This window comes from Paraniabella hibiscisoli, from assembly GCF_022512515.1.
GTDB classification, from domain to species: Bacteria; Bacteroidota; Bacteroidia; order Chitinophagales; family Chitinophagaceae; genus Niabella; species Niabella hibiscisoli.
The window spans coordinates 640,187-653,049 of sequence record NZ_JAKWBK010000001.1 but is presented as its reverse complement, the minus strand read 5'-3'; the positions used below and the strand labels follow the sequence as shown (position 1 = coordinate 653,049).

Sequence of the window (12,863 nt, the reverse complement as noted above, 5' to 3'; positions counted from 1 at the left end):
TAGTATCTGAAGTCTGACGCAAGGAGCAAATGTATAGTTGCTTCAAAATAAGCGCAAAAAGGTTAAAACTTTTAAAAGAATATTAGCCTGTCGGTTTATTCTGGTTCGAAGCCCAGCATAAAGGTAAACTTACCGGCCCCTTTAATGCCACCACCCGGTGTTAACCTGTCAAGGCCAATACCATAATCAAATCCGAGCAAACCAAACATCGGCAGGTAAAACCTCATACCCAAACCCACGCTTCTACGTAATTTAAAAGGATTGTAGTCTTTGTAATCTTTCCAACCATTGGCTGCTTCAAAAAATGCCAGACCAAAAATAGTACTACTAGGGTTGGTTACCAACGGGTAACGAAGCTCGGCCTGGTACTTATTAAAGATGGTGAAAAAGTTGGCAAAATTGCCCTGGCTGGAGTTGTCAGGATTAATAGTAGGGTCTGAAGTATTGTAAATAGGATACCCTCTGTGTGCAATGATGTCAAAACCTGTCAGCGAGAACGTATTGTTTAAGCCCGCATCACCCAGCTGGAAACGCTCGAATGGAGAAAAGTCCAGTTTGGGGTTATACTTACCCATAAAACCGTATTTAGCAGCTAGTTTTAATACAAACTGCCTGTCTTTATTTTCGCCTTTGCCTCTTCCTAATGGTACATACCAGGTAGAGTTAAATCGCCATTTATGGTATTCTACAAACTTGAATTGATCGTCTTTAGAACCAAACAAAGAGTAGGGAGGCGTTGCCTGTACACTAAACATCAGGTCACTACCGCTACGTGGGAAAATGGGATCCGATACTGAATTACGCTGCAGCGCAAATTTTAAACTGAGGTTATTAGATACTCCTGTATTGAAAGGTAACTGATAAATATACCCCATCTCTTTTACATTATAGCGGGTTAAAGCTACTGTAGAAGTCATGTAAAAATAGTCATCAGGCCAGTTCAATTGCTTTCCTAAACCAACCGAAAACCCGTTTACGGTAAGTGATTTATTTTTATCGTATTCGTATGTACCGCGCGATGTAAAACCAGCCAGGTTATAATACTTACTGTTATTGTAAGAAAGGATCAGTGAATTTCTTTTTTTACCACCTAACCAGGGTTCGGTAAACGAAAAGTTATAAGAGCGGAAGGCACGGCCGTTAGATTGAACACGAAGGCTCAGTTTCTGGCCATCACCCACAGGCAATGGGTCCCATGCCTCTTTCTTCCAGATATTCCTGATAGAGAAGTTGTTGAAGGTTACGCCAAGGGTACCCGTTAAACCGATACCACCACCCCAGCCGGCAGAAAGCTCTAACTGGTCAGATGATTTTTCTTTCAGGCTCCAGTTGATATCTACGGTACCATCATTTTGATTAGGTACAGGTTGGGGGTTGATCGACTCCTGTTCGAAATAGTTTAAGGCATTTAACTCACGAATGGTACGCATTAAGCCGCTCTGGCTATATAAAGCGCCAGGATAAGTACGCATTTCACGACGTATAACGTGCTCTTTGGTGCGCTCGTTACCACGGATATTTACGTTCTTAATACGTGCCTGCGGACCTTCTACTACCCTGATCTCATGATCAATGGTATCATTGTAGATCCTGGTTTCTACAGGGGTAACGTTAATAAAAAGGTAACCACGGTCGCGATAGGCCGTTTGAATATCCTGCGCATCCTGGCTGGGCTCTATACCCAGTGCCTTATTCAGAATACTACCGTCGTAAGTATCTCCCTTGTTGATATTTAAAATGTTATTTAAAACAGTATCACTGTACACTGAGTTTCCCTTCCAGACAGTATTACCAAAATAGTATTTCCGTCCTTCATTCACTTTAATATCAACATACATTTTATTGTTCTGCACTACCTGGGTATCCGCCAGTATCTGGGCATCGCGGTAACCTTTAGCATTAAAGTAGTTTAATACTTTTTCTTTGTCTTCGGTATATTTTTTCTGGTTAAATTTGGAAGAGGAGAACTTAAATCTGAAATAAGGATCCAACACCTCCAGCGATTTTGTGCCGGTTAAGAATCCCCAGTCGTTCATGTACTCCCCAAAAGTATATTGTTTAATAGGGCCATAGGTGCTTACATAAGAGGAGGGGAATAAGGTCATTTTGGTCATCTCCTTAGTGCCCTTCATTTGTTTTTTAAGCTTAACGCTTCTTACGTTTTCATTACCAAAGAAGTTGATGCCATCTATTTTAACTTTCTTCCCTTTATTTACCTTGATGGTAAGGGTGTTCGAGTTTTTGAATATCGGATCGGGTTTCTCCACCAAATCTACAGTCACACCAGAGAAGCCCTTCTCTTCATAAAATGTTTTGGTAACATCAATAATATTGCGTCGGGTATTTTCGGAAAGAATGGTAGTTTGTTTAGCAATAGCGGTCTTTTTCACAAGCTCTTCCTGCTCGGTTTTTTTAACGCCCTCAAACTTATAATCTCCCAACCGGGGCATTTCTTTAACAGAAACTTCGATACTTACATTTTCGCCAATAATATTGGTTACATAAATTTTAATATCTGCTACCAACTTCTGCCTCCAGAGATTCTGTATAGCACGGGAGAACACATCAGAGCCCGGGTAAACAAACCTTTGACCTTTTTGTAAGCCAGCTACAGAAAGTATAATAGTAGAGTCCAGGTAATTGGCCCCTGTTACTTTCAGGTCGGCAATAACGTATTCTTTGGGCTGTCTTGGGTTTTGCCACTCCTGCATTTCGAGTGAAAGATTTCCATCGGGAATGGTGTCTGTTTGCGCAAAAACATAGTTTACCGTTGTTAATGATATAATTGTAACGCAGAACCTGTAAAGAAAAAAACGCATAAAGGATTTAAATATCGGTAATCAATTTTGTTTTTGCAAAAGCAGGAAGTTATTATATTATCACCACACTATTACACATTATTCCCATTGCGGCGGCAAATTAAAGGTAAAAATTGGAAAACTCCTGTTAAAAAAGGTCAAGGCAATGATAGTAGCCTAAGCAGCGGCGATTTATGGTAAATTTTCACATATTACTTAGATTCTTCGATCTGTTTGGAAGTTTTACCAAACCGTCGCTCCCTTCCCTGGTAGTCCATTATAGCCTCAAATAAGTTGTTTTTTCTAAATTCAGGCCAGCGAACATTCGTAAAATAGAGTTCTGCATAAGCCAGCTGATACAGCAAAAAATTGCTGATCCGGTATTCACCACTGGTTCGGATCATCAGCTCCGGGTCGGGAAAATCGCTGGTGCAAAGGTATTTTTGCAGTGTGTCCTGGTTGATGGCTTCCAATTGCAAACGGTTGTTTTTAACCTCGTTAGCAATGCTTTTTACTGCATTTAACAGCTCCCAGCGGCCACTATAGCTCAACGCCATTACCAGGTTAAGCCCACTGTTACCTGCGGTAATCTCCAGCGCCTCGTTCAATTCCTGCTGTGCATAAGCCGGCAACATGCTCATGTCTCCGATTACATGAAGGCGGATATTATTCTTATGCAGGGTTTCTACTTCTTTACGTATGGTGGAAACCAATAGTTCCATTAGGCCAACCACTTCGTATTCCGGGCGATCCCAGTTTTCGGTGCTGAAAGCGTAAAGTGTGAGGAATTGAATGCCTATCTCGGCACAACCTTCCACGATATCCCTAACGCTCTCCACGCCATGGTAATGGCCGAAAAGCCGGTCTTCTCCCTGCTCCTGCGCCCAACGCCCGTTGCCATCCATTATGATAGCAATATGCCTGGGGAGCTTTTCCCTGTCGATTTGATTTATTAAGGTATCCATACCATGAAAGCGGCGACAAAAGTAATTAATATCGCCAAAGTTTGAAATAAAAAGCAATATTTGTAAAAAGCCCTACTCAATGATAGTGTCCATTCAATTATTAAAAGCATGGAGGGTATTGCAGGTTGGTACTTTACGAAAAATAAATTTCCTGCTGCTAACAGGTATTTTTAGCTTTTTTATGGCATTAGGCAATGCCCAGGAGTTGCCATCTCCATTGATTTATAAAAATCAACAGCCTTTTGCCATTGTAGCCGGGGGAGCAAAGGCATAGGATATGCCATTGCCGAAGCCCTGGCAAAAAGAAAATACAACCTGGTACTGATAGCCCGCTCAGAACAGCCGTTAAGGAATGCAAAGAGAATGCTGGAAGAAAGGTATCATATACAGGTGGAGATTTTATCTGCTGATCTGACCAATGAGAGTGTTGCTCCCAGGCTGGCCAGTTGGAGCACGCAAAATAATCTGCCTTTAAAAATGCTTTGCAATGTAGCAGGAATGGGCGGCACCAACGATTTTTTAAAACTTCCTCCTGATAGTGTAAAATATATGATCAGGCTCAACCTGGAGTCGCCGGTAATAATGGTGCAACATTTTTTGCCTTTGCTGGAAAAGAATCAGCCATCTTTTATTCTAAATGTAAGCAGCATGGCAGGCTTTAGCCCGATACCCGTAAAAATATCTATTCGGCATCTAAGTCGGGGCTGAGCTTTTTCAGCTATTCCCTAAGATACCAATTGAAAAATAAAGGTGTGAGTGTAAGCTGTCTTGCTCCCGGCCCGGTTTATACCAAGCCTGAAATTGTAAAAGACACCAAAGAGAAGCTGGGATGGTTGGGCGATTTTATGGAAGTAGCGCCTGCCAGAGTAGGGGAGATCGCGGTTAAAAAAACAATGAAAGGAAAAATGATAATCGTGCCAGGCAAGCCGGCAAGGTTCGTGTCCAATATAATAAGGGCGCTGCCGCGGAGATGGGCTGCGGGTATTTATTACACATTAGGAAAAGAAAACTGATTATACAATACATGAAGAAGCTGCTATTGATACATTTTTTGCTGGTTACCTGTATAATGTTTGCCCAGGTACCGGCAACCCTGTTTGAGCAATCCCAGGAAAACAAACCCCGGTTTATGATGATATCATCCATTGGTGGAAAAAAGCTGACAATGCATCCGGTAAGATATCCATGAAAACCATGGGAATGACGGATGCAGGCCTGCCCTTGCATTTGGTGACGATTAGCGATGACGGTGTTAACAATTACCTCCAAATAAGGAAAGAAAAGCGATTGGTTATATTGATTAACAATGGCATTCATCCGGGAGAGCCAGACGGCATAGATGCAAGTATGCTGCTGGCTGCAGCTATTGCCAAAGGAAAGCTGAAGCTCCCCAATGGAATAGTACTGGCCATTATTCCGGTATATAATATTGGAGGCTGCTTAAATAGAAGTGCCCATTATCGCATTGATCAAAACGGACCTGAAGCTTTCGGGTTCAGAGGTAATGCACAGAATCTTGATCTTAACAGGGACTTTATAAAAGCTGACGCTAAGGAAGCTTTGTCATTTGCACAAATTTTTCATTTAACCGATCCTGCTATTCTTATCGACAATCATGTAAGTAATGGAGCCGATTATCAGCATGTAATGACTTTACTGACATCGCAGCACAATAAATTAGGTGGAGAGATGGGGAAATATCTTAACGAAGTGATGGAACCGGCTTTATATAGTTCTATGAAGAAAAAAGGGTATGACCTGGTTCCCTATGTGAATTTTGATCACCGGGATAAGGTTGAAAAAGGATGGGAGGCTTTCTGGGACGCCCCGCGTTATAGCAGTGGTTATGCGGCATTGTGGAATACTTTTGCTTTTGTACCGGAAACACATATGCTGAAACCTTATCCGCAGCGGGTGCAATCTACTTATGAGTTAATGAAGTCTTTTATTGAATTTGCTGGCGTTGAACAGCAAAGGATACTGGAATTGAGAACCCTTGCTAAAGAGAAAACAAATAGGCAGGAATCGTTTATCATTGGCTGGGAGTTGGATAAAACCAGGCCAGCCTCGATTACATTCAAGGGCTATGAGAGTGGCTATAAGCCCAGCGAGGTATCCGGCTTGCCGAGGTTATATTACGACAGAGCAAAGCCTTATACCCTTCAGGTGCCGTTCTTCAATAGCTATCAATCAACTGCTATGGTACAGAAACCCCGGGCGTATATCATTCCACAGGGTTGGTGGAGGGTGATTGAAAGACTGAAGGTTAACAATATCGCCATGCAGCCTATTCAACGCGATACCATTATTAACGTAGATGTGTACCGGATAGAAGAGTACAAAGCGGCCTCCCGTCCGTATGAAGGGCATCATCCTAATCAGGGTGTCCGGCTCAGCACGTCTTCCCGCGCCATCCAATTTAGAAAGGGAGATTGGTATATACCTATGAATCAACCAGCCAACCGCTTTTTAATTGAAGTACTGGAACCTGCTGCAGAGGACTCTTATTTCAAATGGAATTTCTTTGATGCGATCCTTCAGCAAAAAGAAGGCTACTCCGATTATCATTTCGAAGATGTCGCTGCGGGTTATTTACAGTCTGATAAAGACCTGCAACAAAAATTAGAAGCCAGACGCAGTCAGGACACCGCCTTTGCCCAAAGTGCGGCGCCCAGTTGAACTTCATTTATCAAAACTCCCCTGGATAGAGCCCGCCTATTTAACATACCCGGTTTACAGGGTGCGTTAATATTTTGCCGGAATTCCGGGTGGAGGAATGGCCTTTTTATAAACTCGCGGAGGTGTTGTGTACTGGTTTTCAGATCTTCCTTTCGCAGGTACATCATGTGGCCGCTGCGGTAGCCTTCCCAGCTCATCCTGTTTTTGAGTTTACCTGATGGATCCATTTGCCACATATTGTACTTGGCATTAAAGTAATCGCAGGCGCCATCGTAGTAGCCCGACTGCACCAATACATGTAGATAGGGATTGGTGGCCATGGCCTGGCGCAGGTTTTCACCGGTTTGATTGCCCTTATTATCCCAGGGATGAACGGGGCCGAACATGTTATAAGGGAAGTCTGTTTTATACCCCAGCTCATTTTTTAAATACATATTAATGGGTGGTGTAAAAGCGTGTAGCCAGGCTGTAAGCTCTGCATTAAAATCCGACTGTTGCCGGCGTCTTGTTTATCAATACCTCTGTATCTCGAATCCAGGCGCCCAATAGTGAAACCTTCGTTTCTTAACAACTCTTTCCAAAACAGGTTGGTGCCAACAGATAAATTGTTCTGAAGGATGGTCTTCTCCGGGATACCGGAGTAACGGGCCATTTTTGCTGCAAGTGCTTGTTTGGTTCCGTCCTCCAAAAAACTTCCTTTATTCAATGCGGGAATTAATTCGTTCATCGTGAAATTCTCTACTTCGGGCAGCATCGCCGTCAGGTCCTTTTGCAGCAGGTCTGCCGGTTGTTTTTTATGATACCAGGCTGTAGCAGCATAATAGGGAAGGAGCAAGGCCGCGTCGGTAGCTGTACCGCGTTCTATACCCAGGTCGGTTGGCGACACCAGCACCACGCCATTCAGGTACATCCAGTGCGATTGCTGTAGCTCTAAAGCAAGGCCAGACACCCGGGTGGTACCATAGCTTTCACCGATCAGGAATTTGGGTGATGCCCAGCGATCGTAGCGGTTTACAAAGCTGTTCACCCAGTCGCCTAAATATTTGATGTCGGCATTAACGCCAAAGAATTTTTCGCGGCTAACATCTTTACCCACCATCTTTGAAAAACCGGTATTAACAGGGTCAACATAAACAATATCTGTTGCATCTAAAATAGAATACTGGTTGGGCGTGTAGCCATAAGGTTGTACGGGGTAGCCTTCATCATCTATATTTAAAAAACAGGGCCGGTATAACCAATATGCATCCAAACCGATGCAGAGCCGGGGCCGCCATTAAAGGAAATCGTCAACGGTCTTGCAGTTTTATCTTTAATATCCGTTCTTTCATAGTATACAAAGAAAACACCTGCAATAGCTTTACCGTCAGCGTCCCATACGGGTAGTGTTCCTGCAGTAGCTTTGTAGGGTACTGGTTTCCCATTAATGGTGACAGTATGATGGGTGATAACCACAGCATCGGGATCAAACTTCAGGTCTGGAGTAGCATTTTTAGTGGCTTGTGGCTTTTCTGATTCTGTTGTTTTGGATTTGGCGTCCTGGGCATAAATGGCCGTCGACACCATGACAATGCTGATGAGGAGAACGATATTTTTTAACATAGGGCAATTTACTGCATTCCTGCAAACAAACAGCCCCTACACAGTAGGGAGATACTCAAAATTTAAGTGAATGCTTCATCAATTACAGCTTACGCAAAAAATAATAAAGAGCGTGAAAATGATCGATATGGTCTGGCGCTGTATTGCCTGCAAAACCGAGTATGGAAAAATGGCCTTTTGAAGCTTCGCTGATCTGTTGCATACCCAGAGGTCCCTGCTTTAAAACCGCATTAGTTTTAATGGCAAGTACACGTAGTAAATAATCAGCTGTTTCCGTAGTGCTGGAAAAAGTGCCCGGAAAAATCTCCGAATGCGTAAACAGGAATTTTTTGCCGGAAGATTTGTGGGTGGCTTCCCTGCCAAACTGAATAAATGGTTCAAGTGAGACAGAGTCAATCAAACCTCCTTTCAGCGAGTAGTTTTCTTTCAGGAATATAACTGGTGTGCAGACCATCTAAAAGCACAACAGCGTGAATGCTTTTGATGTGACCGGGGTGAGAAAGAATACTCCTGATGGCGCCATAGCCTGCACTAAACCCGCTTAAAATGATTTTACCCGAAGGTAACGAGCGGCCAAGCTGTTTCACAATGGTATCTAAAACGGCTTGTTTGAGCTTTTCAAAAACGGCGGTATTGTTAAAAGGTTGTGCGTAAGCAGATGAGCCTGATCCCAGGTTTACAGCAACGGCAATTAAGGGACGTTTTGCTCGGGCCGCTGCATAGGCAACAACAGAAGCTGCGCCATGAAAATGGATCAATAAATCGGCTTGCTTTGCTTTCCGGATATTGTGCGGTAGATAGATCGTTACCGGTTTAGCCAGTACATGATTCAGTGTAATGGTATTCGAAGAGTCCATCTTGTAAGAAACGCGTTCATGGCGTCGTACATGCTCCTGCATAGGTGAAGGGTATTGCGCCAGCTGCACCTGGGTTTGAGCCCTGGCTTGCAGTATAGCAATAGCGCAAAATAAAAAACACACGACCTTGCGTATGGATGATTTTTTTAACACAGCGTTAAATTTAAGCTAATCCGGCAAAGAAAATCAAACCACGCTTGGTGTTGCAACCTTATTTGTTTTTCCTTTGTTATAAAGAAGCTGGCAAGTTCCCCTGGTTTTTATAATTGAAGAAGCTTGTGTTTAGCTATTAATCGTTCTAATGAGTTTCTACTTTTCAGTAGTTTTGATAATCCGGTCTATTAAGTATTAAAAAACTTCCAACCAGTTATGAAAAATGTAAATAAAGCGAAAACCAAACCGATCGATAAGACTACTCTAATGGAGTGGTACAGCGATTATCTTTTAACGCATGGCAGGCCGCCCGAAAGTGTGTACCAGTTTGCGAAAACGCACCAGCTTGCCGAGGCGCATTTTTACGATTTTTTCTCCGGGTTTGATAGCCTGGAGCAGGCATACCTCGTTCATTTTTTTGAAAAGTCTTTGGAGCTGGCCGGGCAAATTGAGCATTTTGATACCATGCCCGCAAAAGAAAAGCTGCTTAACTTATACTTTATTCTTTTTGAAAACTTTAAGCTTAACCGGTCGCTGATATTGTTGTTACTGAAGGGCGACCTGGTGCAGCAACATCGATTGCTTCGTGCTCTGAAATCCAGCCATCGGCAATTCAGCCAAACGCTTTCATTTGATAATGATGACATTTTTGAAAAAGCGCCAGAGTTCTTGAAACAGTTTAACGGAAAATCGAAAGAGGGCGTTTTATGGTTACATTTTTTAAGCGTTCTTGAGTTTTGGAAAAAGATGATTCGCCTGGGTTTGAGAAAACGGATATATATATCGAAAAAACGATTGACACCGGTTTTGATGTGGTCAATAATCCGTTACTGACGAAGGTGTTAGATCTGGGCAAGTTTCTGTGGAAAGAGAAATTTCAAATGGGGTAATGTTAATGCCCAACAATTAAATGACTTGTAGCGAATGAAAACATTAAATTCTATACCTACCAGTAAGATCGGACGTGCCGGTAATCTGTTAAAGGCGGGGGCTAAAGTAGGTATCAATTATATCAAATATTACGGGAGAAGCTGACCAAAGATGAAGCGGCAGCCCGCGCCAATCTGCATGAGCAAAATGCTACGGATATTTATGATAGTTTGAAAGAATTAAAAGGCTCGGCACTTAAAGTAGCGCAAATGCTGAGCATGGAAAAGAATTTATTACCTGCAGCTTATGTAGATAAATTTTCATTATCCCAATTTTCTGTTCCACCGCTTTCTGCAGCGCTGGTTCGTAAAACTTTCAGGCAGTATTTAGGCAAGAATCCGGAAGCTATTTTTGATACGTTTTCTCCTGAGTCCGTTAATGCTGCAAGCATTGGTCAGGTACACCAGGCAAGGAAGGATGGTAAGAAACTTGCTGTTAAAATTCAGTATCCCGGTGTAAAAGAAAGCATTTCTTCCGACCTGAAAATGGTAAAGCCCATTGCTATGCGGATGTTTAATATTCGCAAGGAAGGCTCGGAGAAGTATTTTGATGAAGTGGAGCAAAAGCTTTTTGAAGAAACCGATTATGTGCTGGAACTAAAACGAAGCCGCAGTTTGCGAAAGACTGTGCTCATTTGCCTCATATAAAATTTCCTGATTATTACCCTGAATACTCCTGCGAGAAAATACTGACGATGGATTGGATGGATGGTATTCATTTTTCAGAATATGTTCGGCAGGATCAGGCAGAAGCTGACCGGAATTTACTAGGCCAAACCTTTTGGGATTTTTACATGTATCAGCTACATGTACTTAAAAAATTACATGCTGATCCCCATCCGGGCAACTTTCTCGTATCTGCCGATAATGATTTGTTGGTAATTGATTTTGGATGTATTAAAGAAATCCCCGCTGATTTTTATAAACCTTATTTTGAATTAGCCGACCAGAAAAATCTTAGAAATCCAGCACTGTTTGAAGAAAAACTATATGAACTGGAGATATTGACCGCTGAAGACTCGGCAGAAGAAAAAGCTTATTTCAAACAATTATTTTACGACCTGCTGGAGTTGTTTACCCGTCCGTTTAATGCGGCGTATTTCGATTTTTCGGATGAAGCTTTTTTGGTGAGATTGCAGCTTTAGGACAGCAATATGCCAAGCTCAGTGAAATGCGCAATTTTAATACCAACAGGGGTTCCAAACATTTTATCTATATGAACCGTACTTTTTTCGGTTTGTATAATATGATGCATGAGCTGAAGGCTACTCATATTACGATCAACAATTTCGAAAATTACCGGAGGTGAAAAAATGTCTAACACAGCAAGCTCTGTAAAACAAAAAGTCACGGATGATTGCCCGTGACTTCCAGTAAAATCGCTTATAGTACTATTTCAACACGCCCAGCTCTTTACCCACTTTTGCAAAAGCCGCAATAGCTTTGTCCAGGTGCTCCTGCTCATGACCGGCACTTAACTGTACCCTAATTCTCGCTTGTCCTTTAGGAACAACGGGGAAGAAGAAACCAATTACATAAACGCCCTCTTCTAATAGCTTTGCTGCAAAATTTGCCGCCAATACTGCGTCGTATAGCATGATAGGGACAATCGGATGATCGCCTGGCTTAATGTCGAAACCTGCCGCTGTCATCTTTTCACGGAAATATTTTGTGTTGAATTCCAGCTTATCGCGCAGATGCGTTGATGCCGATAGCATGTCCAATACTGCAATAGATGCTCCCACGATAGAAGGCGCTACTGTGTTGCTGAACAGGTAAGGGCGTGATTTTTGGCGCAGCATATCAATGATCTCTTTACGGCCGGAAGTGAATCCACCGGAAGCGCCGCCCAGGGCTTTGCCTAAGGTTCCCGTGATAATATCTATTTTACCCATTACGCCACGATACTCGTGCGTACCACGACCGGTTTTGCCCAGGAAGCCAGATGAATGGCATTCATCGATCATGATCACCGCATCGTGTTTTTCTGCCAGTTCCACAATTTTATCCAACTGGGCAATAGTGCCATCCATACTAAACGAACCGTCAGTTACGATGATCCGGCTACGGCAGCCTGCTGCTTCCTGCAATTTAGCCTCCAGGTCTTCCATATTGTTATGCTCATAACGAAAGCGCTGGGCTTTACAAAGCCTTACACCATCAATAATGCTGGCATGATTCAAGGCATCGGAAATGATAGCATCCTGGTCGTTGAATAAGGGTTCAAAAACACCGCCGTTGGCATCAAATGCTGCGGCGTATAAGATGGTGTCTTCTGTACCTAAAAATTCGGAGATCTTTTTTCCAACTCTTTATGAATATCCTGGGTGCCGCAAATAAATCGTACGCTGCTCATACCATACCCATGCGATTCGATGGCTTCGTGGGCCGCTTTGATCACATCGGGATGTGAGGATAAGCCCAGGTAGTTGTTGGCGCAAAAGTTTAATACGGTTGCTCCGTTAACTTCTATTTCGGCTCCCTGCGGACTATTAATAACTCTTTCGTTTTTATATAGGCCCGAGGTTTTTATTTCCTCCACTTCACCTGCGATACGTTGGGTAAATTTTTCGTTCATAGTTCCTGATTAAAAATGAATATTTTTTTGGATTTGCAAAGCTTTTGAACTGCAAATAAAAAGCTTTTTACGAACAGTGTAAAGACAAACGGTTGCGCAGCAGCTAAAGGAATTCCCTGAAGTTCTGATGATGGATTAAGCGAACATCAGCACTATATGTTTCTTTAAACGATGAAAAAGGTTTTAGTTTGGCGTTAGGGTTCCATTTTATCTCATATCCTGTAATTATACCATTCCCATTTTCTACATAGTCTATTTTCTGTTGCTGTACTGTTCTCCAGAAATGAGGATGTGCGTTCATT

16 protein-coding genes and 2 pseudogenes are annotated in these 12,863 nt (G+C 42.6%); 8 read left to right on the top strand and 10 right to left on the bottom strand.

The annotated features are described in order from the left end of the window. Nucleotides 1-95: 95 nt before the first annotated feature. Nucleotides 96-2,819, bottom strand: a complete 2,724-nt coding sequence (locus MKP07_RS04200) for a BamA/OMP85 family outer membrane protein (protein ID WP_240845182.1) — start codon at nt 2,817-2,819, stop codon at nt 96-98. A gap of 191 nt (nt 2,820-3,010) precedes the next feature. Then, nucleotides 3,011-3,763 carry an isoprenyl transferase gene (locus MKP07_RS04195; protein WP_240845180.1) on the bottom strand — a complete coding sequence of 251 codons (753 nt, stop codon included), beginning with the start codon at nt 3,761-3,763 and terminating at the stop codon, nt 3,011-3,013. Between the two features lie 79 nt (nt 3,764-3,842). Between MKP07_RS04195 and MKP07_RS04190 the strand changes: the two genes are divergently transcribed. From MKP07_RS04190 to MKP07_RS04170, 5 genes and pseudogenes are all read left to right on the top strand, one after another. Continuing rightward, nucleotides 3,843-4,037 (top strand): hypothetical protein, encoded by a 195-nt coding sequence (locus MKP07_RS04190; RefSeq protein WP_240845178.1) that lies wholly within the window; start codon nt 3,843-3,845, stop codon nt 4,035-4,037. Beyond that, nucleotides 4,034-4,497: pseudogene (locus MKP07_RS04185) on the top strand (SDR family NAD(P)-dependent oxidoreductase); the annotation flags it as partial. The gene MKP07_RS04190 and the pseudogene MKP07_RS04185, both read left to right, overlap by 4 nt. Before the next feature lie 18 nt (nt 4,498-4,515). Then, complete coding sequence (locus MKP07_RS04180) at nt 4,516-4,776, top strand: SDR family oxidoreductase (protein ID WP_240845176.1); 261 nt, start codon at nt 4,516-4,518, stop codon at nt 4,774-4,776. An 11-nt stretch (nt 4,777-4,787) separates the two neighbouring features. Further along, on the top strand, nt 4,788-4,952 hold the full coding sequence (locus tag MKP07_RS04175) for a hypothetical protein (protein WP_240845175.1): 165 nt from the start codon (nt 4,788-4,790) through the stop codon (nt 4,950-4,952). Then, nucleotides 4,949-6,442, top strand: a complete 1,494-nt coding sequence (locus MKP07_RS04170; protein ID WP_240845174.1) for a M14 family metallopeptidase — start codon at nt 4,949-4,951, stop codon at nt 6,440-6,442. Before MKP07_RS04175 ends, MKP07_RS04170 begins: the two co-directional genes overlap by 4 nt. Here the strand turns inward: MKP07_RS04170 and MKP07_RS04165 are convergent. The 5 genes from MKP07_RS04165 to MKP07_RS04145 form a co-directional block, all read right to left on the bottom strand. Further along, nucleotides 6,403-6,876, bottom strand: coding sequence for a hypothetical protein (locus MKP07_RS04165; protein WP_240845173.1), 474 nt, complete (start codon nt 6,874-6,876; stop codon nt 6,403-6,405). The two genes, MKP07_RS04170 and MKP07_RS04165, sit on opposite strands and share 40 nt — an antisense overlap. Next, on the bottom strand, nt 6,867-7,694 hold the full coding sequence (locus MKP07_RS04160; RefSeq protein ID WP_240845172.1) for a hypothetical protein: 828 nt from the start codon (nt 7,692-7,694) through the stop codon (nt 6,867-6,869). Before MKP07_RS04160 ends, MKP07_RS04165 begins: the two co-directional genes overlap by 10 nt. After that, entirely contained in the window at nt 7,658-8,044 is a 387-nt protein-coding gene (locus MKP07_RS04155; RefSeq protein WP_240845171.1) for a hypothetical protein, read from the bottom strand. Before MKP07_RS04155 ends, MKP07_RS04160 begins: the two co-directional genes overlap by 37 nt. Nucleotides 8,045-8,126: 82 nt before the next feature. Next, entirely contained in the window at nt 8,127-8,444 is a 318-nt protein-coding gene (locus MKP07_RS04150; RefSeq protein ID WP_240845170.1) for a hypothetical protein, read from the bottom strand. Beyond that, a complete protein-coding gene (locus tag MKP07_RS04145) occupies nt 8,437-9,054 on the bottom strand; it encodes a hypothetical protein (protein WP_240845169.1) in 618 nt (205 codons plus the stop codon). Before MKP07_RS04145 ends, MKP07_RS04150 begins: the two co-directional genes overlap by 8 nt. A 216-nt stretch (nt 9,055-9,270) precedes the next feature. Between MKP07_RS04145 and MKP07_RS04140 the strand changes: the two genes are divergently transcribed. The 3 genes and pseudogenes from MKP07_RS04140 (at nt 9,271) to MKP07_RS42090 (ending at nt 11,128) form a co-directional block, all read left to right on the top strand. After that, nucleotides 9,271-9,888, top strand: a complete 618-nt coding sequence (locus tag MKP07_RS04140) for a hypothetical protein (protein ID WP_240845168.1) — start codon at nt 9,271-9,273, stop codon at nt 9,886-9,888. After that, the gene (locus tag MKP07_RS42095) at nt 9,849-9,944 is read left to right on the top strand and encodes a hypothetical protein (RefSeq protein WP_394803627.1); all 96 of its coding nucleotides are present in this window, start codon (nt 9,849-9,851) and stop codon (nt 9,942-9,944) included. The genes MKP07_RS04140 and MKP07_RS42095 overlap by 40 nt, the downstream gene beginning before the upstream one ends. 249 nt (nt 9,945-10,193) lie before the next feature. Next, nucleotides 10,194-11,128: pseudogene (locus MKP07_RS42090) on the top strand (ABC1 kinase family protein). A 246-nt stretch (nt 11,129-11,374) separates the two neighbouring features. On the opposite strand, the gene kbl reads toward MKP07_RS42090, so the two are convergent. From kbl to MKP07_RS04120, 3 genes are all read right to left on the bottom strand, one after another. Beyond that, nucleotides 11,375-12,250 carry a glycine C-acetyltransferase gene (gene kbl, locus MKP07_RS04125; RefSeq protein ID WP_449589530.1) on the bottom strand — a complete coding sequence of 292 codons (876 nt, stop codon included), beginning with the start codon at nt 12,248-12,250 and terminating at the stop codon, nt 11,375-11,377. Between the two features lie 14 nt (nt 12,251-12,264). Continuing rightward, nucleotides 12,265-12,561, bottom strand: coding sequence for an aminotransferase class I/II-fold pyridoxal phosphate-dependent enzyme (locus tag MKP07_RS43625; RefSeq protein WP_449588757.1), 297 nt, complete (start codon nt 12,559-12,561; stop codon nt 12,265-12,267). 103 nt (nt 12,562-12,664) lie between these two features. Next, on the bottom strand, nt 12,665-12,862 hold the full coding sequence (locus tag MKP07_RS04120; RefSeq protein WP_240845165.1) for a DUF4143 domain-containing protein: 198 nt from the start codon (nt 12,860-12,862) through the stop codon (nt 12,665-12,667). Nucleotide 12,863 lies beyond the last annotated feature (1 nt).

What these genes read in the sequence shown, in the direction of transcription:
- MKP07_RS04170 (WP_240845174.1), top strand. Translation starts at nt 4,949, where the DNA reads ATGAAAACCATGGGAATGACGGATGCAGGCCTGCCCTTGCATTTGGTG.
- MKP07_RS04195 (WP_240845180.1), bottom strand. Translation starts at nt 3,763, where the DNA reads ATGGATACCTTAATAAATCAAATCGACAGGGAAAAGCTCCCCAGGCAT.
- MKP07_RS04155 (WP_240845171.1), bottom strand. Translation starts at nt 8,044, where the DNA reads ATGTTAAAAAATATCGTTCTCCTCATCAGCATTGTCATGGTGTCGACG.
- MKP07_RS04190 (WP_240845178.1), top strand. Translation starts at nt 3,843, where the DNA reads ATGATAGTGTCCATTCAATTATTAAAAGCATGGAGGGTATTGCAGGTT.
- MKP07_RS04165 (WP_240845173.1), bottom strand. Translation starts at nt 6,876, where the DNA reads ATGTATTTAAAAAATGAGCTGGGGTATAAAACAGACTTCCCTTATAAC.
- MKP07_RS04175 (WP_240845175.1), top strand. Translation starts at nt 4,788, where the DNA reads ATGAAGAAGCTGCTATTGATACATTTTTTGCTGGTTACCTGTATAATG.
- MKP07_RS43625 (WP_449588757.1), bottom strand. Translation starts at nt 12,561, where the DNA reads ATGAACGAAAAATTTACCCAACGTATCGCAGGTGAAGTGGAGGAAATA.
- MKP07_RS04120 (WP_240845165.1), bottom strand. Translation starts at nt 12,862, where the DNA reads ATGAACGCACATCCTCATTTCTGGAGAACAGTACAGCAACAGAAAATA.
- MKP07_RS04200 (WP_240845182.1), bottom strand. Translation starts at nt 2,819, where the DNA reads ATGCGTTTTTTTCTTTACAGGTTCTGCGTTACAATTATATCATTAACA.
- MKP07_RS04140 (WP_240845168.1), top strand. Translation starts at nt 9,271, where the DNA reads ATGAAAAATGTAAATAAAGCGAAAACCAAACCGATCGATAAGACTACT.